Origin of the sequence: Sphingobacterium lumbrici (assembly GCF_006476045.1) — a bacterium.
Lineage (GTDB): Bacteria > Bacteroidota > Bacteroidia > Sphingobacteriales > Sphingobacteriaceae > Sphingobacterium > Sphingobacterium lumbrici.
In genome coordinates this window covers 109,483-130,192 of record NZ_SRZY01000027.1, presented here as the reverse complement: position 1 = coordinate 130,192, position 20,710 = coordinate 109,483, and the positions used below count along the sequence as shown (strand labels likewise).

Sequence of the window (20,710 nt, the reverse complement as noted above, 5' to 3'; positions counted from 1 at the left end):
ATGAAAAAAATCTTCTTCTTCTTTCTAGTACTAGTCTGCATGAGCTCGGTTAGTGCACAGCAGAACTATGTTCCTTCTTCAGAAAACCTAAAAAATAGAGCCTGGTTTGAAGAATCTCGTTTTGGAGTTTTTATCCACTGGGGCGTTTATAGCATTTTGGGGGATGGCGAATGGGTAATGAATAACCAGAATTTTGGATTAAGTGAGTATCGCTTATTACCTGATTTTTTTAATCCTATCGCATTTGATGCGACTAAGTGGGCAAAGCTTTTTAAAGACTCCGGCGCTAAGTATATTACATTCACTTCGAGACATCATGATGGGTTTTCTATGTGGGATTCTCAGGTTTCAGATTATAATATCGTAAAAGCGACACCGTTTAAGCGAGATATCGTAAAAGAATTGGTAGAGGCTTGTCGGGAAGAGGGTATAAAAGTAATGTTTTACTATTCTCTTTTGGATTGGGGCAGAGATGATTATTTACCTGCAGGGAAAACAGGAAAGGGAATAATTGGTCGTGACAGCACCCAAGGTAATTGGGATAGTTATATTCAGTTTATGAAAGATCAGTTGACGGAATTGTTAACGAATTATGGCCAAATTGATGGAATCTGGTTTGATGGCCACTGGGACAAACCAGAAGCAGATTGGAAATATGATGAAATATACCGTTTGATTCACCAATTACAGCCACAGTGTCTTATTGGTAATAACCATCATATAGCAACTTTTGAAGGAGAAGATTTTCAGATGTTTGAGCGTGATTTGCCAGGTCAGAATACAACGGGATACGGTACCTCTGCTGATCAAGTAGGAAATCTCCCTAAAGAAGTTTGTGGTACGATCGCTGGATCATGGGGGTTTGATATTAAAGACCGAAAACAAAAAAGTTTCAAAGAAGTGCTTACCTATTTGGTCAAAGCTGCGGGATATGGCTCTAATCTCTTGTTGAATATAGGCCCTATGCCAAATGGTGAAATACAAGATTATCAACAGGATAGACTTCTTGATATTGGGAATTGGTTGAGTAAGTATGGCGAAACGATTTACGGAACAGAGGGTGGCTTTGTTCCACCCACAGATGAATATGCACTGACAAAAAAAGCAAATAAAATTTACATCCATATCTTTAATCCGAATCAAGAAAAAGTGCTAATCAAGGATTTTGTTCCCGATATAAAGAAAATTTCAAATTACGATGATGACAAATCGGTATCATATACACGCACGAGTTCAGGATTGGAAATATTACTTCCGAAGTCAATTGATAAAGATTTATTAATTTTAACATTGGATGTGAAATAAAAAACAAACAACATCTAAACTTATGAACAATTTTTTTCTGCTAATTTTCTTACTCATAGCTTACGATGTTTCCAAATGACAGAATAATAATTGACATAAGAAAATTTACCCGCAGCAGGTGTGGTTAGATGACCGAAAGTTGTCTAAGGAATTTGAAAATTTAAAAGTCGCCAAAGAATTGGCGAAATGGTTATTGGATTAAAATATATAGAATAAATAGTAATGTCAAAGTTAACCCATAAAGTAGCAGTTATAACTGGTGGTGGAAGCGGAATTGGAAGAGCAATCAGTGAACTTTTTGCAAAAGAAGGTGCATCGGTACATATCTTAGATTTAAATGAAGAGGAGGCACAGCAGGTATGTGAGGGAATACTTCAAAATGAAGGAAATGCTCAAGCACATAAATGTAATGTATCGAACCAAGAAGAAGTAGCTTCCATCATTGAAAAAATAGGACGTGTAGATATTTTGGTGAATAATGCGGGGATCGCACATGTCGGTAATATAGAAAATTGTGGTAAGGACGATTTTGATCGTATTTTTAATGTCAATGTGAAAGGCGCCTATAATGCCTTATATGCTGTAATTCCATCGATGAAGAAACATGGAGGTGGAGCAATCTTAAATCTTGCTTCTATCGCTGCTTGGGTAGGTATTACAGATAGGTTTGCATACTCAATGAGCAAAGGTGCTATTTTTGCTATGAGTCTATCGGTAGCCCGTGATTACATAGCAGACAATATTCGTTGCAACAGTATCTCACCTGCACGCGTACATACGCCTTTTGTAGATGGTTTTATCGCGAAAAATTATCCCGGTAAAGAGGAAGAAATGTTTGATAAACTCTCAAAATCACAGCCAATTGGCCGTATGGCAAAACCAGAGGAAATAGCAAAACTCGCTCTATTTCTATGCAGTGATGATGCGGGCTTTATTACAGGCAATGATTATCCCATTGATGGAGGATTTATTAAACTGAATAATTAAGATTTGCTTTAAAAAAAAGTGCTATCTAACAAATTAAATTAAAATACGATGAAACCGAAGTGTAAATCATTGATAGGTAAGACGATGATTTGCATTGAGCTCTCATCGACCATAATTAATAAATTAAAATACGATGAAACTACTACGTTTTGGTGAACCAGGAAAAGAAAAAATAGGTGTTCAAATTGATGGAAAAAATTACGATGTGTCAGCCTTTGGAGGGGACTATACAGAAGACTTTTTTGCGAACAATGGCTTAGCTCGACTGGATCAGTTTGTTAAAGCTAACGATGGTAAATTAGTTGAAATTCCTGGTAATGTGCGTTTAGGCGCTCCCTTTACACGACCATCTAAGATCGTTTGTATTGGTCTAAATTACAAGGATCATGCTGCTGAGACGAATTCTCCTATCCCGGCCGAACCTATCATTTTTATGAAATCGACGTCATCATTGGTAGGGCCAAATGATAACGTTACGATTCCTCGCAATTCGGAAAAAACAGATTGGGAAGTTGAATTCGGGATTGTCATTGGTAAGAAGGCTTCCTATGTGGAGGAATCTGAAGCATTGGACTACGTAGCAGGATATGTGTTGCATAATGATGTATCCGAGCGTGCTTTTCAATTGGAAAGAGGTGGAACTTGGGATAAGGGGAAAGGTTGTGACACCTTTGCACCAATGGGACCAATTTTAACAACACAAGACGAAATTCCGGACATAAATAATGTACGTCTCTGGTTAAAGGTTAATGGTCAAACCTATCAGGATGGAAATACCAGCAATCTTATTTTTTCTGTTCAGCATATTATTTCATATATATCTCAGTTTATGACATTGCTTCCAGGTGATGTTATTTCTACGGGTACCCCAGCCGGAGTAGGTTTAGGTTTCAACCCACCAATTTATTTAAAGCCAGGTGACACCATAGAATTAGGAGCCGATTATTTGGGAATACAAAAACAAGAAGTTGTAGCTTATTCAGGAAAATAGTATGCGTATAGATTCTCATCAACATTTTTGGATATATGATAAGGTAAAGGACAGTTGGATAACAGATGATATGGCTGTTATCCAGCGAGATTTTCTACCTAACGATCTTTCATCTATTTTGAAGGAGAGTAAGATGGATGGAACTGTGGCTGTACAAGCAAGTCAAAATGCAGCAGAGACACAATTTTTGGTCGATCTATCTAAGGTTTATGCATTAATTAAGGGAGTGGTCGGTTGGGTAGACCTGCAAGCTGATAATATAGATGAACAATTGCAAGAATACACAAAGGAGCCTGTCATCAAAGGGTTTAGGCATATTATTCAAGCAGAAGAGGATCCGGATTTTATCTTGCGTGAAGCATTTCAACGCGGTATTAAGGCGTTGACAAAATATGATTACACTTACGATCTTTTGATCGGACCACATCATTTCCGTAGTACGTTAGCATGTGTAGCGGCCAATCCCGAACAGAGATTTGTTTTAGATCATATCGCTAAGCCGGATATAAAAAATAGAGGTACGCAGGGGTGGTTCGAATTTATTACAGAACTAGCTGATTATAAAAATGTAAGCTGCAAGATCTCAGGTCTAGCAACAGAAGCAGATTGGAAAAATTGGAAAGTGGATGATTTTGCACCTTATATTGCTCATACAATTAGTGCCTTTGGTACAGAAAGAATCATGTTTGGATCAGATTGGCCCGTGATGTTGTTGGCAGCTTCCTACACACAGGGAATTGAAATAGTGAATAAGCATATTACATCTCTTACAGAAATGGAGCTGAATGCTTTCTGGGGAGGAAATGCTGCTAAATTCTATAATTTAAAATAAGAAAATGGATTTAAATCTAAGAGATAAAGTTTTTGTAGTCACGGGGGGGGCCAAAGGGATCGGTCGTGCAATTGTAGTCGCTTTGGCCAAAGAAGGTGCGATTCCGGTTATTGTGGGAAGAAACCAAGTTGACAACAACACAGTGAGAGAAGAAGTGGCGAAATTAGGAGTTACGACGATCTCGATACAAGCAGAATTGTCAAGTCCCCAAGCTTGTGAAAATGCTATTAAAGAAACATTGGCCCAATTTGGCCGTATTGATGGTTTAGTAAACAATGCAGGTGTTAATGATGGTGTTGGTTTAGCATCCGGAAATTATGAACGTTTTGTGCAATCTTTGCATAGCAATCTTATTCACTATTATTTAATGGCACATCATTCTCTGGAAGCGTTAAAGGCATCGAAGGGCGCGATTCTTAATATCACGTCAAAAACGGCTGAAACAGGTCAAGGTAATACTTCGGCGTATGCCGCAGCTAATGGTGGACGTAATGCACTAACGCGGGAATGGGCTGTAGAACTGTTACCTTATGGTATCCGTGTCAATGCAATTGTGGTTGCTGAGGCTTCGACACCTCAATATGATAAGTGGATTCAAACATTGGATAATCCGGAAGAGACCTTAACAAAAATCACCAACCGTATTCCGTTGGAACATCGTATGACAACCTCCGAAGAGATTGCCTACACAAGTGTATTTTTATTGTCCGACCGCTCAAGCCATACTACAGGTCAATTAATTCATGTAGACGGTGGATACGTACATTTAGATAGAGCTCTTATTAAAGAATAATGATGAGAAGGTTAGTTTGCGGCGAATCTTATTCTTTATTTTTTAAGAAGTGCCATACGGATTTCTCCCTTCGCTCAATTTCTTTTTTATCGTGTATTAGTTCGGCAGCCAGAGTATCTAAAAGAGCTTCATTTTCGCTTACGACTTTATCTGCTAAGGTAACTATTTTGTGAATATTGGATTTACTGGCCGCGTCCATCGCAGGATTAATAGAAGAAAGGTTTGTAGGTTCTATACGTCGGTAATTATTTGGTTTCTTTACCGATTTAAAAAGTTGTTTTATAAAATAGTCGTTACTTTCAGAAGAAGAGGATGTCATAATGTCTACCAAAGCCGGACTTATCGAAATAGCCCACTTTTTCTTAAAGTCTTCATAATTATAGGCATTTTTAGTGATACCCGTACCCAATGAAAGAATATTCATGTCAGTTATCTTAAAGGTATTGAACGTTTTTAAAACCTCAAGGAGCGCTGCTATGGCCGGATTATGTGCAAAAAGACCACCATCCAATAACGTGTAACGCGTTCCTGCTAAAGAAAAGATCTCGGCTACCGAAAAAAAGCTTGGGGCTGCAGATGTTGCCCTACAGACATCTCGTAATAGAAAGTCTCTAGAATCACCATGACTTAATGCTTTTTGCTGTCTAAAAAGATGGTTTTTACGCAATTCTATATTGTAGGCAGTAATAATGCAAGGTTTAATCAGTTCACTTAATTTTGTATCACCAAAATAGTCTTGTAGTACTTTTTCCAGAACCTTTTCATCGTATAACTCGCTCAAGAGACCAAATTTACCCAAAAACTTTCTCCATTTTCGTGCATTAAATATTTCTTCTCCGTGGTCTAAATAAATATTTAATGCTTCACGTGCACTAAACTTCGGCTTTTGAGGATTATCTGCTGAAGGAAGTAATAGCAGAGAAATGAAAATCCCTCCTGTACTTGTTCCGGAAAAAAAATCAAAGTACTCGGAAATATGAGTTTGAGGATCTCCGGTTAGTTTTCTTATTTTATCTTCCAAGGCTGCTACAACCATTCCCGGTATAATACCGCGAATGCCACCACCGTCAATAGACAATATTCTTTTCATACAAGGGAACGTTCGGTATATTCTAATATACGAATTATTTGCAATAAATAATGGTAGTTAAATGTAAAAAAGGGATAAGGTATATTCATACCCTATCCCTTTTTATATTTATAATAGTTACAATACTAATTTAAAGATATATTGGAATTAGTTGCTTTCTCTATTTCGTGCTGTGCTAATAACCCCCTTTCCACAGACTTAAGCACCTTAGATTGTGCAATATAGTCTTTGTTATCGGCATATATAAAGAGCATAGTGCCTTCTTTAATTGTATTGATGATAGGCTTTGTTACCTCTCTTGGTAGCGCAGGACAACCGTAACTTCTACCCAATCTGCCGGTAGATGCTATTACCGCGTTACTGCAGTAATCTGCACCATGTATCACCACGGCTCTTGGTTTAGCCTGATCATTAATACCGCGTTCAAGTCCATTTATGACTAGAGAATAACCATTTCCCCCTTGGTATGTATTTTCAGTAACAAAGAATCCTAAAGAACTTTGATAGGAGCCGTGTTTATTCGAAAAGGCTTTGGCATAGTTTTCACCACTATTTCTGCCATGCGAAACAATACTATGGTAAAGGAGTTTTTTATTTTTGAGATCGATGACATACATTCTTTTATCGGTTGATGGAAGTGTAAAATCAATCACTGTGATGATATTTTTATTCTTAATAGGAAGTTTTTCGTATCCTATCATCGCTTGCTCGAAAGCGTCAAATTTTAATGTTCCTTCGAGTTTAATTGTTGAGTAAAGTTTTTCAATTTCTGTACTATCATCTACGTTGGCAGTCCTAGTATCTGTAAGGGAGGGAGTGTTTACGATTTTTAAAGAATTATTTTGATTAACGAAATTGGAAAAAAACCAAGTTGTAATTAAAATAAAAAGTAGATTTTTCATAGGCACACATTATCTTTTCACTGCACAAAGGTAAAAACCCAATTTTTAGAAAAGTGTTAAGAAATGTTAAGAAAGCGTTTGTGTCTAATCGATGACAATAACCAACGAAGCCATTGGCCTCATCCAATCGAACACAAATTTAGCGTGTGAAGAGGCATTACGCACACACATGTGCGACCGGGGAGTAGTTCCGAGCGACCAACTATATTCGATGATCTTTCCTTGAGGATTATTCACCGGAACACCGTGTACATAGGCTCCATTCGTGAATCGGCTGGCATACGGAGCAAATCCTTCAATAGTTTTCGTACCATCTTTTACGTAGTACATTTTGCTTTTTTGTTCTTGAACCAAGAAAATACCGACGGGGGTTTCCATCGCATGAGGAGGGAGATGTCTTCCTGTTGTGGCAGGATTCATACTTCGGATAATCCAGCCTTTGACCGATTTTTCCAATGTACAAATGTTTTGATTTGTAACATCAACGACAACAACATGATGAAAATCAACCGTATCGCTTAAGGATTTGACATATCGCTTCGGTACTTCCCAAGTTCCTTCAAAGTTTGTTAACCCCTCTACTTTGACCATATCTAGTGTATCGCTGCTCAACAATTTTACCAAAGAACCATCTCTTCCGTATATTAAGGGTACTTTTGCATCACCCACCGCGTACAAGGGGCTAGATTGATACCTTTCGACCCCCAATGTATCGGAAACGCGTTTGTAGGCATTTCGTTTGAAATTTGCAACGACTGGTGCTTCGCGGTTTTTATTTTTATAGTTTTGAAGAACAGCGTAACTGATGTCCTGGCGTTGAAAATTTTCAACAACGGCCAATTGTTCTTTTATCTTTTCCCATTGGAATACTCTAACCGTATCTTTATAAGGGTAGGTGTCTTCCAACGTGTATTTGTCAAATGTCAATTCTTTTGATAGGTTAATATCTGCCCCCATTATCGGACGTTCTTCTTCCGCTTTTTTAACCCGTGCTATGGAGTCCTTTTCAGCACGTTCAATAGCCTCTTTTCTAGCGCTATTATTTATTTCTTGCTGTGCTTTATTTTTGCAAGAAACCACAATTGACATTACTAATAGTAAAAAGGGAAGAAAGGTTAATCTCATATAATCTTGCGTTAATAATTGTCTACTATAGTTTTTAGTTAAATATAATAAGACTCGCATTGATTATACTTATCTTATTATATAACAGGAAACAATCTTGTCTCAACCTCCATTGGAAAATGCCCTAATTTATCGAATAGGATTTTATTTTCTATGTTTTCTTTCAACAAATAAGAAATCGTTATTTGTTGCTGAGCTAAGATTATTTCATAATAACCAAATAATATGCCATTATTTTTCTGAACGGATTTAACTTCTTTATAACTCCTGACATCATTGATCAGATTGAACATTACTTTTTCGCCATCCAATGATTCTATTGTCAGATTATCGTTTGTTTTATCATAGAATATGCGTTGATTACGCGTATGACGGATATGGTTGTTCAATATAAAAAATTGACCGATGAGGTATAAACTGACCGGCAGCATGATTAACGTAATTTTAAATTTTGTTGCCAAAACCAATATAACGATCAACAAGAGTATTCCCGTGAATACACTGAATAAGGTTTTCTGCACAATGGCTTTAAGGATCTTATAAGGTAAGGTGATTTCAATAATGCGTAAGGAGGATTGGATCTTGCCACTATTGGCGCTTAACTGCACACCAAACATACGAAGTCTGCGTACAATAAAGTACAAGATGAATGCCAACAGCGTAATTACTAAAATTACTTTAGCCATAAAGCTTAATATTGCTCTTTCTCGTTTGGATAGTCAGCTGACTTTACATCTGCTACATACTGCGCTGCTGCATTCGTAATTTCCTCATATAGATGAAGATATTGGCGTAAAAACTTAGGTTTAAAGTCTTTTGTCAAGCCCAACATATCGTTGACTACCAACACTTGTCCGTCACATGCGTTCCCTGCACCTATGCCTATTGTAGGAATTCTAAGAGATTTAGTTACCTCTTCTGCTAATTTTGATGGTATTTTTTCCAGTACCACGGCGAAGCAACCTGCTTCCTGCAATGCTAAGGCATCTGATTTCAACTTTTTAGCTTCAGCTTCTTCTTTCGCCCTGACACCAAAATCCCCGAATTGATAAATTGCCTGAGGAGTAAGCCCCAAGTGTCCGCAGACCGGAATTCCTGCTTGAATAATCTTTTTTATATTATCGATAATTTCTATTCCCCCTTCTAATTTCAGGGCATGTGCTCCGGATTCTTTCATCATTCTAACAGCGGCATGGTATGCATTTTCGACTGATCCTTGATATTCTCCAAAAGGCAGATCTACTAATACCATTGCACGGGTAGCTGCTCTGGCAACGGCTGATGCATGGTAGATCATGTGATCTAACGTAATAGGTAAGGTAGTCTCGTAACCGGCAAAGACATTAGCCGCCGAATCACCCACCAGAATTATATCCAATCCTGCCTCATCCAAGGCACGCGCCATAGAGTAATCGTATCCGGTAAGCATACTTATTTTTTCACCCCTTAATTTCATTTCTTTAATTGTCGAGGTCGTTACCCTTTTTATCACTTTATATACAGACATAATTTCATTATTACGCTCCAAAATTAGAAATAAAAAAAACAAACTTTCGATTTAATTCCTAAAAAGCTTTATTTAACAAAGTCATCCCGATTTTGTAGTTTTGTACTATGATTCAAAATGAACAACGTTTATTTAAATTTCCCAAATTCACAGATTTAATCATTCATGAGGATGACAACTTGATTGTTATTAATAAGCCACCGTTTGTAGCCTCTTTGGATGAAAGAGAAGGGGGGGATATTAACATCTTGCGATTGGCTAAAAAGTACCATGATGACGCTCAGGTGTGTCATCGACTAGACAAAGAGACTTCCGGCATCCTATTGATCGCAAAAAATCCGGAGACTTACCGCTCAGTAAGTATAGAATTTGAAAAAAGAAGAGTTAATAAAATATATCACGCTATTATTGGCGGGACACATGCTTTTGAGAATTTGAAAGTGGATTTACCCATTCTAAATCAAGGAAACAAAAATGTTTCTATAGACAGAGCAAATGGGAAAGCGGCAGTAACGATTTTTAACACGTTACAGTATTTTAAGAATTATACATTGGTAGAATGTAAGCCTATAACAGGCAGAATGCACCAAATCCGTATTCACTTAGCGACACAGCACGCTGCAATTGTAGGCGATACCATGTACAAAGGGAAGCCGGTTTATTTGTCACAGATCAAAAAAAGAGGATTTACTATTTCTAAGGACCAGGACGAACAGCCTATCATCAAGCGGTTTGCATTACACTCTAGAGCCGTAGAATTTACGATAGATGGCAAAAAATATGCGTTCGAAGCGCAATATCCGAAAGATTTTGCTACTTTGTTAAAGCAGTTGGAAAAATTTGACAGCTAAATCTCAACACGTGATGAAGAACAAAAAAATCAGTATTGTCATCCTCATTATAGTAGCTATACTATCTGTAGTCTTGCTTTGGACTAACAATTGTCCGTTTATAAAACAGGGACTAACTCAATTGGGCTTTTTTAAACCGAATGTCGAAACATCTGTTGAAAAAACATACCCCACAGTCAAAAAAGAACAGGTGTTGGAATATGAATCGGCTTCTTTTATCGATAGCAATAATAAATCTATCAATACAGCAGACCTCAAAGGCAAGGTGGTATTTATTAATTTTTGGGCAACATGGTGTCCGCCATGCCGTGCAGAGATGCCTTCTATCGAGAAGCTCTATAAAAAATTTGAAAACAATGATCAGATTGTATTCTTAATTGTCGAAATAGAAAATGATGTTGATGGAACGACAAAATTCCTGTCTGAGCAAAAATTATCTTTACCTATTTCTTATCCAAACAGTGAAATCCCTTCTGCATGGTTAGGAGGTTCTATTCCAACCACCATCATCCTTGATAAAACAGGCAAAATAGCAGCTCGTAAAGAGGGGATGTACGACTATTCTACTAAAGAGATAGAAGAATTTATTGCTAATTTAATCAACAACGCTTCATAAATTACCGGAATGACAAGAACTGAACTGATTCAACAGATCAAACAGAAGAAAAGTTTTCTATGTGTCGGTCTTGATACTGATATCAACAAAATACCTAAACACCTTTTAGCGGAAGAAGATCCTATATATGCTTTTAACAAGGCTATAATAGAAGCTACGGCAGATCTTTGTGTGGCCTATAAACCCAATATTGCCTTTTACGAAAGCTATGGTGTAAAAGGGTGGAATTCCCTACAGAAGACCTGGGAAGCACTTCCAAAGAATTGTTTAAGTATTGCTGATGCAAAACGTGGCGATATCGGTAATACTTCAAAGATGTATGCTAATGCGTTTTTCGATCAATCCATATCCGGAATGAGCTTTGATTCGATCACTATTGCACCTTACATGGGAAAAGATTCGGTCACACCGTTCTTAGATTTTGAAGGCAAATGGGCTATTGTACTTGCACTCACTTCAAATGAAGGGAGTCTGGATTTTCAAAACTTCACCAATTCAAACGGAAAGCAGCTTTTTGAGGAAGTCATTGACAAGGTGAATAGTTGGGGCAGCAAAGATAATCTGATGTATGTGGTTGGAGCTACTCGTGGAGAGGGATTTATTAAAATAAGGGAGCATGCGCCGGATCACTTTTTATTAGTACCCGGCGTAGGTGCACAAGGTGGTTCCCTTCAAGATGTTTGTCAGTACGGAATGAATAAAGACTGTGGCCTCTTAGTTAACAGTACAAGAGGTATAATATACGCTTCCAACGGCACAGACTTTGCAGAAAAGGCTAGGGAAGAAGCGATAAAATTGCAACAGGAAATGGAAGCTGAATTGCTAAAAGCCGGTATAATATGATCCTAAGGAACAGATCAGACGATCCGTTCCTTAGGTTATAAAACCTTTCACATATTGTTGGGTGATCTCGTTCTTTGGATGAAGTAATACATCCTCAGTTTTTCCAAATTCAACGATTTCACCATTATATACAAAGATGATATAATCTGAAACGCGTCGAGCTTGGCGTAAGATATGTGTTACCAATACAATAGTATAATCCTTTTTTAATTCAACAAGGAGATTTTCAATAGTTTGAGTGGAAATGGGATCTAATGCGGATGTTGATTCATCACCCAATATAATCTCAGGTTTAACAGCAAGTCCGCGTGCCAAACATAATCGTTGCTGTTGACCGATAGATAATCGTGTTGCCGATGCATCTAGCCTGTCTTTTACCTCCTCCCATAGACCAACATTTCTCAACTGCGTCTCAACAATACCTTTTAATATTTTTTTGTCACGCTCACCGTGAATACGAGGGCCATACGCTACATTATCAAAAATGGACATGGGCAATGGAAAAGGTTTTTGAGAAAGCAAACCCATTTTTTTACGAATATGCGTGACTTCTGCGTGCTTACCATATATATCTTCACCATTTACCAATACAGATCCCGTAACATCGACACCTTTCGTATCATCGACCAATCTGTTCAATGTCTTCAAAAGCGTAGTCTTGCCACATCCCGATGGACCAATAATAGAGGTAATAGAATTATTCGGAATACTTAGATTGATATTCTTTAAAATATGTTTTCCTTCTATGTGTACATTCAAATCCTTGATCTGGATATGGGGCTGCGTGGTTGGAAAGATTATATTTTGTGTTTCTTTTGTTTCGATGCTAGATAGTGAGTACATATTACAATAAAAAGAATGATAAATGTTAATACTAAAGCTGATGCATAAGCACGTCCCTGTACCTCGGGAATAGGACTGCTCAATTGAAAAAATATAGCCAATGGTAATGTCGCGGCTGGTTCATCTATATATATTGGCAAATTATCGCTAAATCCTGTTGTTAGCAGTACACCTGCCACATCACCAATAGCCCTACCAAAGGCTAATAATATAGCCGTAAAAATACCTGGTTTGATATAACGCAATAATATCTTTGCTACTTCCCATTTTGTAGCACCTAAAGAAGACGTGACATGTTTTAAATCAATTGGAATAGTTTTTAATAACTCATCTATGGTACGTACAACGATTGGAATAGTAAGCAGCGTGATGGTGATAATGCCACCCAAAAGAGAAGCTCTGATACCCATCCAAATCATAACACTGAATGCGATTGCACCGTATACGATAGACGGGATTCCAAATAGCACATCAAATATCAGTTTAGAAGTACGTGCCAGGAAAGAACCGTTCTTCACATAAACATTAAGATATATTGCTATCGGAATACCGATAAGAGTAGCTAGTCCCGTAGACACTGTTCCTAAATACAGGGAGCCCAAAATGGCATTTAAAATACCGCCTTCTTTACCGATATAAAATCCTCCCTGAGGAAGCTGTGATACCATTTCCCACGACAAATATGGCAATCCCTTGTAAAGAATAGTGCCTACAATTAGGAAAAGAGAACCCGTTATGGTAATCCCTGATAATTGCATGAGTACTTTGGCAATATTTTCCTTTAGTAATCGTGTTTTAACGTTAGCCATTATGCTTTCTCCTCCAATCTGTTTAAAATGATCCGAGACAATAGATTAAACCCAAATATGATGACAAATAATAGCAGCGCCGCAAACATGAGTGCAGAATCATACAATGGTATAGACATCATCTCTCCAAAATTATTTGCTATTAAAGCAGGAATAGGATAACCTGCATCAAAAATAGACTGCGGAACTTTTGGAATATTACCGCATACCATTAGCACAGCCACTGTCTCGCCAAATGCACGCGAAACACCTAGAACCGTTGCGGCAATTATACCTGGTTTAGCCTTTTTCAGGATGACTTTTTGAATGGTTTCCCATTTAGTAGCGCCCAAGGAAAGAGAGGCAGCCTTTAGTTCCTGCGGAATGGTTAGCAGTACTTCCACCATAATACTGATCATAATAGGAAATATCATGACAGCTAAGACGATACCACCAGCAAATACAGAATAGCCTGTGGTATGGACACCGAAAAGGGGAGCCACAAACTGACTTATACCGGGAACGACAAATAAGATCCCCCATACTCCGTATAATACAGGTGGAATCGCAGCTAATACATTCATAAGAGGTAACACAAGGTTACGTAAGCGATCGCTAGCATATTCTACTAAATATACAGAAGCTAGAATACACAGCGGAACCGCTATAATCAATGATATGAAGGTAACCCATACGGTTCCCATGATAAAGGGAAGAAAACCGAAGTTTCCCTTTAAAGGTGACCATATACTTTCGGTTAAAATATTTCCAAGCTTTTCGGTTTGCAACAAGGGAATTGATTTTGAACCTAATCCCAATACGATCAATAGAACGACAGCCAAAGATGCAAAAAGCAATATAGCCGATAAGTTCCGTACAATACTATCTTTAATTAATCTTAAATTCACTATTCTTCTATCTTTTCGAGTTCAATGTTCTTTAATTTATCATTTAGTGGAACATATCCATTTTCCAATAAATACCCCTGTTGTTCTTTCGCTAGTACGAAACGTATAAATTCTTTTAACAATTTTGTTTGCTTATCACTTCTTATCACAAAGGTCAAGTCCCGGGCTGGCGGTGATGGATATTTGTTCGTCGCAACGGCGTTAGTTAAATCATCTAAATCACTATACAAGGATTCAAGACTATCAATTCTTCCATCTTTATTTACATCGATAGGTATTAAAGCTAAATTCTCTGTAGCTTTTTTTGTTTTTAAGTTGAACACATAATTGATGTTATTGAATCCAATGGCATACAGATTTTCCTTAATAGCCTGCGCAACACCTGGATCTCCAAAAATACCAACACCTTTCAAATCTTCTTGTCGTTGTCCAAAGAATTTCGCCCATGTTTCAGCAGCGCCTGCCGCATCGGATCGTACATAGACTTGAAGAGGTTGTTTTACAAATCGACTATCGATATCACTCCATAATTTGTATTTGCTATGGACGAAGATATTTTCCAATTCTTCCTGGGTAAATCCTCTTTGTTTAATAAGTTCGATATTAGGGTGGTTGCTGTTGAGGGTTCCAACAACAGCATCCTTAGCTACGTGTACCGGAAAGGCACCTCTATCTAATTCCTGTTGGTGTATATCTCGAGATACCAAACCGATGTCTACCATATTCGTTAATACATCAGCTATACCTTTTCCAGCACCTCCGGCAGATACATTAAATCGGACATTGGGATGGATTTTTTTAAAATCTTCACTCCAAAGTACAACTATCGGATACAAGGCAAAGGCTCCGGATATGGAGATTGTACCTGTGTACCCTTTTTTTTCATCATACCCCTCTTTAACCTTAGGAGCACAAGATGATATCAATATAACAGTTAATGCGCTTATTGATAAATATTTACCTATACAGAATATGCTTTTCAAGTTATTTGAACAAAATGTTTTTTACAAATATATACTAAATCAATAGATTTTATGTAATTAATAGATATTTATTTTATAAATTTGTCGAATCATTGTTGATAATGTTTTATCTACAAGCGATATTTGTTACAACTTTTATAATTAGAGAGAAGAAGAATATGCAGAGCTTTCGTACAGAACTAGAAAATCCGGTAGTAGAGCAGGAAATAATAGAATTAGAAAAAAAGATTAGAGCCTATCAAGAAGGATCTATTACCGATGAAAAGTTCCGCTCTTTGCGATTAGCTAGAGGGGTGTATGGGCAACGACAAGCCGGGGTTCAGATGGTGCGCATCAAACTTCCTTTTGGCAAAGTTACTTTCAAGCAAGTATTTAAAATAGCGGATATTTCCGATGAATATGCTAGTAAGAACCTTCATCTTACGACACGTCAGGATATACAGATTCATTACGTAAGTTTGGATCGCACACCTGAATTATGGGCTAGACTTGCCGAAGATGATATCACACTTCGTGAAGCCTGTGGTAATACAGTACGTAACGTTACGGCCTCACCAACGGCAGGAATTGATCCGAATGAGCCATTCGACGTATCACCTTATGCACAAAAAACCTTTGAGTACTTCTTACGAAATCCAATTTGTGCGGACATGGGGCGAAAAATTAAAATTTCTTTCTCATCCAGTGATCAAGATACAGCGTTTTCCTATATCCACGACTTTGGCTTTATTCCAAAGATCAAGCAAGTCGATGGACAAGAAGTAAGAGGATTTAAAGTCATGTTGGGTGGCGGTCTTGGTTCTCAACCTATACTCGCATCCGAAGTCTACGACTTTTTGCCCGAAAATCAGATTATACCTTATATGGAGGCAACATTACGTGTATTCGATCGGTATGGTGAAAGAAATAATCGTAATAAGGCTCGTTTCAAATATCTGGTGCAAAAGTTAGGACTAAGTGAGGTTCTCCGTCTTATTGATGAAGAACGGATCGCGAACAAAAGTCAGATTGTGGAGATCGATCGCACTAAAATCCAACAACCAGCACCGCCTGCTGCGCCTGTTAATGAAGTAGCTCCGGTAGATGCCATAGCATTTGAAATATGGAGAACGACAAATGTATTCGAACAGAAGCAGCACGGATATTATGGCGTTTATGTCAAAGTACTAACAGGTGATATTCCTACTGTAAAAGCACGCATCCTGATCAATGGAGTTCGCGATCACATTGCTGATGATATCCGTATCACGCAAGATCAGAACTTATTGTTCAAATACGTACGGGCCGAATCTTTGCCTCATATTTTCAATGTACTTACCGAATTGGGTTATGCTAAACCCGGATACAATAGCACGTCAGATGTAACAACCTGTCCCGGCACAGACACATGTAATTTGGGCATTTCAAATTCGACTGAAATGGCGCGGGTGATTGAAAAGTATATCCACGAATTTCATTCCGAATTTGTATACGAACGAGATCTTAAGATAAAGATATCCGGCTGTATGAACTCTTGTGGTCAGCATGGACTGGCGCATATCGGATTTCATGGTAGCTCTGTAAAAGCCGAAGGAAAAGTAGTGCCGGCAGCACAAGTCATGTTAGGTGGAGGTACAGTTGGCGATGGAAAAGGGCGTGTTGCTGAGCGTGTTACCAAAGTTCCTACTAAGCGTGTTTTGCAAGTTATCGATTTAGTGTTAACAGACTATAAGGCAAATCGTCTGGAAGACGAAAACTTCCACGCATATTACGATAGACAAACGAAAGATTATTTTTATCGCCTGTTGAAACCATTAGCAGATTTAACCAATCTTACTTCCGATGAGTTCATCGATTGGGGGCACGAGGAAACTTTTGTAACCGCTATAGGTGTAGGAGAATGTGCGGGTGTCGTAATCGATTTAGTCGCAACTTTACTTTCTGAAGTAGAAGAAAAGATTGAATGGTCCAAAAAGGCATTAAACGAAGTATTGTACGCCGATGCGATTTATCATGCCTATAGTGCATTTGTCTGGACTGCGAAAGCCCTATTATTAGACAAAGGTGTGAACGCCAGTACGCAGGCTGCTGTCATTGCCGAATTTGATAAACACTATGTACAAGAGGGACTATTCACATTCCCCACTACATTTACAGACCGCGTATTACAGATCAACAAATATGAACCTTGCAAAGAATTTGCTGAAGCATTTCTGCTACAGGCTACTGCATTTTATTTAGAAGGATCAGAGAGAAGAGAAGAGTTACGCTTGATAAATCAATAAAAAAGAAGGGAGAGAAGAGATGTTAGAGATTAAGCCATTTGTAACGCTAGTAGGTGCGGGACCTGGTGATGCGGAATTGATTACCCTAAAAGGGATCAAAGCAATCAAAGCGGCAGATGTTATATTATACGATGCACTGGTAAATGCAGAGCTATTGGATTATGCCAAACCCTCTTGCACAAAAATATATGTCGGAAAACGTGCCGAACGGCTATCTACATCGCAAGATCAAATCAATAAGTTATTGGTTGATTATGCGTTGACACATGGGCACGTTGTACGACTTAAAGGAGGTGATTCTTTTGTCTTTGGTCGGGGAGGTGAAGAATTAGAATATGTACACCAGTACAATATCCCGACAGCTGTGATTCCGGGTATTTCATCATCCATAGGTCTAACGGGGTTGCAACAGATTCCTTTGACCCATCGGGGGGTAAGTGAAAGCTTTTGGGTGATTACAGGTTCTACTTCAGATGGACGACTTTCGGATGATCTGTACACAGCAGTGAAAACTAACGCAACCGTTGTGGTTCTAATGGGTTTTTCAAAATTAAAGCAAATAGTCAACCTTTATCAAGATCATGGTCGTGGCGAATTACCAATAGCACTTATTCAAAATGGCTCATTGGTCAATGAACGTATCGCCTTAGGGACAATAGATACCATATTGGAAGAAGCCGACAAAAATCTACTCGGTGTACCAGCTATTATTGTGTTAGGAGAGGTCGTTAAGAAACACCAACAATTTGCGACTATTAAGTTTGAATTACAAGATATTGAGGCTTAAATGAACGAACTATTCCCAATATATGTTAAGTTGGATCAAATTCAGACCTTAGTAGTTGGAGCTGGTCCGGTAGGCTTAGAAAAATTGGAAGCCTTGATCTCTAATTCTCCACGAGCAAATATTCACGTTGTCGCTGAAGAGATATTACCTGAATTTGAGAAATTCATATCGGATAAAACAGCTATACGACTTAGTAAACGTGCTTTTAAGCTAAAGGATATCGAAGGGGTAGACTTAATTATTTTAGCGACAAATAACCCTGAATTTAATAATGAAGTTCGCAAGTTGGCTTCTCAAAATCATATTTTATTGAATGTTGCCGATAAGCCTAGTTTGTGTGATTTTTATTTAGGATCAGTCGTGCAAAAAGGAAATTTAAAAATTGGCATTTCGACTAATGGAAAATCACCAACCATTGCCAAACGTTTAAAAGAATTTCTAAATGATTTATTGCCGGAAGAGATCGATCAAACGCTGGACTTAATGCAGACCATGCGAAATTCGCTCAAAGGTGATTTTCAGGAAAAAATAAAAGTGCTCAATGCACATACTAAAGATTTATTAATTAATACATCTAATGATAGCGCAAATTAAGAACGAGATCGAAGAGCTGGACGCCATGGATGTCATTCGCTATGTGGACCAAAAGTTTAAAAATGAAACCGTATTTTCGACTTCATTTGGGATTGAGGATCAAGTGATCACCCATTTGCTTGCAGAAGCCGGGTCCTCAGCTTCTATATTTACACTGGAAACAGGTCGTCAATTTCCAGAAACATACTATGTTTGGAATCGTACGTTGGAAAAATACAAACTTCCTATAAAAGCCTATTACCCCAACACGCAAGCAGTTGAATCGCTGGTGAGTTTAAAAGGTCCTTCCAGTTTTTATGAATCCATAGAAAACAGAAAGGAGTGCTGCTTCATTCGTAAAATTGAACCTTTACAACGCGCTATCCAAGGTTATAAGGTATGGATCACAGGCATTCGGGCGGAACAATCGGCCAATCGTGAAGATATGGATATCGTTGAATGGGATGAAGTCAATCAGATTATTAAGATTCATCCGATTTTTCATTGGACACTGGCCGATGTAGAATCCTTTTTGAAAGCAAACTTTATTCCTTATAATCCATTACATGATAAGGGATTTCCGAGTATAGGTTGCCAACCGTGTACACGTGCAGTCCAAAAAGGTGACGATTTCCGTGCAGGACGATGGTGGTGGGAAGACAAGAGTAAAAAAGAGTGTGGTTTACACGTAACGATAAAATAAGAAAGACAAGCGAGAGAATGGATTATTTAGATCATTTAGAGGCAGAAGCAATTTACATATTACGAGAGGTTGCTGGACAATTTGAAAACCCGGCATTGTTGTTTTCTGGAGGTAAGGATTCCATAACATTGGTGCATTTGGCCAAAAAGGCCTTTAGACCAGGTAAATTTCCGTTTCCTTTAGTGCATATCGATACCGGACATAATTTTCCGGAAACTATTGAATACCGTGATTGGCTAATTGAACAGACAGGAGAGAAGCTCATCGTTGGATTGGTACAAGATAGTATTGATCAAGGTAAGGCAGTCGAACAAACAGGTAAAAATGCGAGTCGTAATGCCTTACAAACAGTTACCCTTCTAGACACCATTGAAAAATATGGTTTTGATGCCTGCATAGGCGGAGCCCGTCGAGACGAAGAAAAAGCTCGGGCAAAGGAACGTATCTTCTCCGTACGTGATGAGTTTGGTCAATGGGATCCAAAAAGACAACGTCCGGAACTGTGGAACATCTTTAACGGTAAGATCCACAAGGGAGAAAATGTCCGTGTATTTCCTATTTCAAACTGGACCGAACTGGATGTATGGAATTATATCAAACGTGAAAAAATTGATCTTCCTTCCATCTACTTCAGTCATGAACGTGATGTCGTATTCCGCAATGGGCAATGGATGGCTGCCGCACCAGCACTACAAATTGACGAGGAAGATGTCGTAGAACATAAATCAGTACGTTTCAGAACAGTAGGAGACATGACTTGCACAGCAGCTGTAGATTCAATAGCAACTGAATTGGATGATATCATAGCCGAAATCAAAGCCTCTACTGTAAGCGAACGCGGAGCACGCATGGACGACAAGGTATCGGAAGCAGCTATGGAAGAACGTAAAAAACAGGGTTATTTTTAGAATAGATATTAGATGTCAGACGTTAGACCTTCGGTTTTTCAGGGCTATATAGTAAAATATAAAACAGATTGAGAAAGTGGTATTATGCAAATTTTTTCTCAAATCTCAAAT

At 38.2% G+C, this 20,710-nt stretch carries 22 protein-coding genes; 13 read left to right on the top strand and 9 right to left on the bottom strand.

The window, feature by feature from the left end:
• From E4F24_RS08370 to E4F24_RS08350, 5 genes are all read left to right on the top strand, one after another.
• On the top strand, positions 1-1,305 hold the full coding sequence (locus E4F24_RS08370) for an alpha-L-fucosidase (RefSeq protein WP_140938240.1): 1,305 nt from the start codon (positions 1-3) through the stop codon (positions 1,303-1,305).
• A 222-nt stretch (positions 1,306-1,527) separates the two neighbouring features.
• Positions 1,528-2,292 (top strand): SDR family NAD(P)-dependent oxidoreductase, encoded by a 765-nt coding sequence (locus tag E4F24_RS08365; protein WP_140938239.1) that lies wholly within the window; start codon positions 1,528-1,530, stop codon positions 2,290-2,292.
• A gap of 133 nt (positions 2,293-2,425) precedes the next feature.
• Complete coding sequence (locus tag E4F24_RS08360) at positions 2,426-3,283, top strand: fumarylacetoacetate hydrolase family protein (RefSeq protein WP_140938238.1); 858 nt, start codon at positions 2,426-2,428, stop codon at positions 3,281-3,283.
• Between the two features lies 1 nt (position 3,284).
• Positions 3,285-4,115 (top strand): amidohydrolase family protein, encoded by an 831-nt coding sequence (locus E4F24_RS08355; RefSeq protein ID WP_140938237.1) that lies wholly within the window; start codon positions 3,285-3,287, stop codon positions 4,113-4,115.
• Between the two features lie 4 nt (positions 4,116-4,119).
• Positions 4,120-4,908, top strand: a complete 789-nt coding sequence (locus E4F24_RS08350; RefSeq protein WP_140938236.1) for an L-fucose dehydrogenase — start codon at positions 4,120-4,122, stop codon at positions 4,906-4,908.
• Positions 4,909-4,936: 28 nt separating this feature from the next.
• Here E4F24_RS08350 and E4F24_RS08345 read toward each other — a convergent pair whose 3' ends face one another.
• The 5 genes from E4F24_RS08345 to panB form a co-directional block, all read right to left on the bottom strand.
• Positions 4,937-5,998 carry a patatin-like phospholipase family protein gene (locus tag E4F24_RS08345; protein WP_140938235.1) on the bottom strand — a complete coding sequence of 354 codons (1,062 nt, stop codon included), beginning with the start codon at positions 5,996-5,998 and terminating at the stop codon, positions 4,937-4,939.
• Positions 5,999-6,123: 125 nt separating this feature from the next.
• Positions 6,124-6,900: a murein L,D-transpeptidase catalytic domain family protein gene (locus E4F24_RS08340; RefSeq protein WP_140938234.1), complete on the bottom strand. Its 777-nt coding sequence runs from the start codon at positions 6,898-6,900 to the stop codon at positions 6,124-6,126.
• Between the two features lie 84 nt (positions 6,901-6,984).
• Positions 6,985-7,989: a L,D-transpeptidase gene (locus E4F24_RS08335; protein WP_235891185.1), complete on the bottom strand. Its 1,005-nt coding sequence runs from the start codon at positions 7,987-7,989 to the stop codon at positions 6,985-6,987.
• A gap of 113 nt (positions 7,990-8,102) precedes the next feature.
• The gene (locus E4F24_RS08330; RefSeq protein WP_140938232.1) at positions 8,103-8,711 is read right to left on the bottom strand and encodes a hypothetical protein; all 609 of its coding nucleotides are present in this window, start codon (positions 8,709-8,711) and stop codon (positions 8,103-8,105) included.
• 5 nt (positions 8,712-8,716) lie between these two features.
• Positions 8,717-9,532: a 3-methyl-2-oxobutanoate hydroxymethyltransferase gene (gene panB / locus E4F24_RS08325; protein ID WP_140938231.1), complete on the bottom strand. Its 816-nt coding sequence runs from the start codon at positions 9,530-9,532 to the stop codon at positions 8,717-8,719.
• Positions 9,533-9,639: 107 nt separating this feature from the next.
• Between panB and E4F24_RS08320 the strand changes: the two genes are divergently transcribed.
• Genes E4F24_RS08320 through pyrF form a run of 3 tightly spaced genes read left to right on the top strand, consistent with a single transcriptional unit; the run spans position 9,640 to position 11,842 of the window.
• Positions 9,640-10,383, top strand: coding sequence for an RluA family pseudouridine synthase (locus E4F24_RS08320; protein WP_140938230.1), 744 nt, complete (start codon positions 9,640-9,642; stop codon positions 10,381-10,383).
• Positions 10,384-10,396: 13 nt separating this feature from the next.
• The gene (locus E4F24_RS08315; protein WP_140938229.1) at positions 10,397-10,999 is read left to right on the top strand and encodes a TlpA family protein disulfide reductase; all 603 of its coding nucleotides are present in this window, start codon (positions 10,397-10,399) and stop codon (positions 10,997-10,999) included.
• A 9-nt stretch (positions 11,000-11,008) separates the two neighbouring features.
• On the top strand, positions 11,009-11,842 hold the full coding sequence (gene pyrF / locus E4F24_RS08310; RefSeq protein WP_140938228.1) for an orotidine-5'-phosphate decarboxylase: 834 nt from the start codon (positions 11,009-11,011) through the stop codon (positions 11,840-11,842).
• A gap of 30 nt (positions 11,843-11,872) precedes the next feature.
• Here the strand turns inward: pyrF and E4F24_RS08305 are convergent, their stop codons facing one another.
• The 4 genes from E4F24_RS08305 to E4F24_RS08290 are packed head-to-tail and all read right to left on the bottom strand — an operon-like array spanning position 11,873 to position 15,307.
• A complete protein-coding gene (locus E4F24_RS08305) occupies positions 11,873-12,685 on the bottom strand; it encodes a phosphate ABC transporter ATP-binding protein (RefSeq protein WP_140938227.1) in 813 nt (270 codons plus the stop codon).
• Entirely contained in the window at positions 12,640-13,494 is an 855-nt protein-coding gene (locus E4F24_RS08300; protein ID WP_140938226.1) for a PstA family ABC transporter permease, read from the bottom strand. The genes E4F24_RS08305 and E4F24_RS08300 overlap by 46 nt, the downstream gene beginning before the upstream one ends.
• Positions 13,494-14,381, bottom strand: coding sequence for a phosphate ABC transporter permease subunit PstC (pstC, locus tag E4F24_RS08295; protein WP_235891184.1), 888 nt, complete (start codon positions 14,379-14,381; stop codon positions 13,494-13,496). Before pstC ends, E4F24_RS08300 begins: the two co-directional genes overlap by 1 nt.
• Positions 14,381-15,307 carry a PstS family phosphate ABC transporter substrate-binding protein gene (locus tag E4F24_RS08290; RefSeq protein WP_235891183.1) on the bottom strand — a complete coding sequence of 309 codons (927 nt, stop codon included), beginning with the start codon at positions 15,305-15,307 and terminating at the stop codon, positions 14,381-14,383. The genes pstC and E4F24_RS08290 overlap by 1 nt, the downstream gene beginning before the upstream one ends.
• 215 nt (positions 15,308-15,522) lie before the next feature.
• On the opposite strand from E4F24_RS08290, the gene E4F24_RS08285 reads away from it, so the two are divergent.
• Genes E4F24_RS08285 through cysD form a run of 5 tightly spaced genes read left to right on the top strand, consistent with a single transcriptional unit; the run spans position 15,523 to position 20,599 of the window.
• Positions 15,523-17,628 carry a HEPN domain-containing protein gene (locus E4F24_RS08285; RefSeq protein ID WP_140938485.1) on the top strand — a complete coding sequence of 702 codons (2,106 nt, stop codon included), beginning with the start codon at positions 15,523-15,525 and terminating at the stop codon, positions 17,626-17,628.
• A 19-nt stretch (positions 17,629-17,647) separates the two neighbouring features.
• On the top strand, positions 17,648-18,415 hold the full coding sequence (gene cobA, locus E4F24_RS08280) for a uroporphyrinogen-III C-methyltransferase (protein ID WP_140938224.1): 768 nt from the start codon (positions 17,648-17,650) through the stop codon (positions 18,413-18,415).
• Entirely contained in the window at positions 18,416-19,009 is a 594-nt protein-coding gene (locus E4F24_RS08275) for a precorrin-2 dehydrogenase/sirohydrochlorin ferrochelatase family protein (protein ID WP_140938223.1), read from the top strand.
• Positions 18,993-19,691: a phosphoadenylyl-sulfate reductase gene (locus tag E4F24_RS08270; protein WP_140938222.1), complete on the top strand. Its 699-nt coding sequence runs from the start codon at positions 18,993-18,995 to the stop codon at positions 19,689-19,691. The genes E4F24_RS08275 and E4F24_RS08270 overlap by 17 nt, the downstream gene beginning before the upstream one ends.
• On the top strand, positions 19,688-20,599 hold the full coding sequence (gene cysD / locus E4F24_RS08265) for a sulfate adenylyltransferase subunit CysD (protein ID WP_262708995.1): 912 nt from the start codon (positions 19,688-19,690) through the stop codon (positions 20,597-20,599). Before E4F24_RS08270 ends, cysD begins: the two co-directional genes overlap by 4 nt.
• Positions 20,600-20,710 lie beyond the last annotated feature (111 nt).

Bases quoted from the DNA above. Each gene is read 5' to 3' on its own strand.
- pyrF (WP_140938228.1), top strand. From the start codon at position 11,009: ATGACAAGAACTGAACTGATTCAACAGATCAAACAGAAGAAAAGTTTT.
- E4F24_RS08330 (WP_140938232.1), bottom strand. From the start codon at position 8,711: ATGGCTAAAGTAATTTTAGTAATTACGCTGTTGGCATTCATCTTGTAC.
- E4F24_RS08320 (WP_140938230.1), top strand. From the start codon at position 9,640: ATGATTCAAAATGAACAACGTTTATTTAAATTTCCCAAATTCACAGAT.
- cobA (WP_140938224.1), top strand. From the start codon at position 17,648: ATGTTAGAGATTAAGCCATTTGTAACGCTAGTAGGTGCGGGACCTGGT.
- E4F24_RS08365 (WP_140938239.1), top strand. From the start codon at position 1,528: ATGTCAAAGTTAACCCATAAAGTAGCAGTTATAACTGGTGGTGGAAGC.
- E4F24_RS08335 (WP_235891185.1), bottom strand. From the start codon at position 7,989: ATGTCAATTGTGGTTTCTTGCAAAAATAAAGCACAGCAAGAAATAAAT.
- E4F24_RS08360 (WP_140938238.1), top strand. From the start codon at position 2,426: ATGAAACTACTACGTTTTGGTGAACCAGGAAAAGAAAAAATAGGTGTT.
- panB (WP_140938231.1), bottom strand. From the start codon at position 9,532: ATGTCTGTATATAAAGTGATAAAAAGGGTAACGACCTCGACAATTAAA.
- E4F24_RS08285 (WP_140938485.1), top strand. From the start codon at position 15,523: ATGCAGAGCTTTCGTACAGAACTAGAAAATCCGGTAGTAGAGCAGGAA.
- E4F24_RS08300 (WP_140938226.1), bottom strand. From the start codon at position 13,494: ATGGCTAACGTTAAAACACGATTACTAAAGGAAAATATTGCCAAAGTA.
- E4F24_RS08340 (WP_140938234.1), bottom strand. From the start codon at position 6,900: ATGAAAAATCTACTTTTTATTTTAATTACAACTTGGTTTTTTTCCAAT.
- E4F24_RS08275 (WP_140938223.1), top strand. From the start codon at position 18,416: ATGAACGAACTATTCCCAATATATGTTAAGTTGGATCAAATTCAGACC.
- E4F24_RS08270 (WP_140938222.1), top strand. From the start codon at position 18,993: ATGATAGCGCAAATTAAGAACGAGATCGAAGAGCTGGACGCCATGGAT.
- E4F24_RS08305 (WP_140938227.1), bottom strand. From the start codon at position 12,685: ATGTACTCACTATCTAGCATCGAAACAAAAGAAACACAAAATATAATC.
- E4F24_RS08355 (WP_140938237.1), top strand. From the start codon at position 3,285: ATGCGTATAGATTCTCATCAACATTTTTGGATATATGATAAGGTAAAG.
- E4F24_RS08350 (WP_140938236.1), top strand. From the start codon at position 4,120: ATGGATTTAAATCTAAGAGATAAAGTTTTTGTAGTCACGGGGGGGGCC.
- E4F24_RS08315 (WP_140938229.1), top strand. From the start codon at position 10,397: ATGAAGAACAAAAAAATCAGTATTGTCATCCTCATTATAGTAGCTATA.
- E4F24_RS08345 (WP_140938235.1), bottom strand. From the start codon at position 5,998: ATGAAAAGAATATTGTCTATTGACGGTGGTGGCATTCGCGGTATTATA.
- E4F24_RS08370 (WP_140938240.1), top strand. From the start codon at position 1: ATGAAAAAAATCTTCTTCTTCTTTCTAGTACTAGTCTGCATGAGCTCG.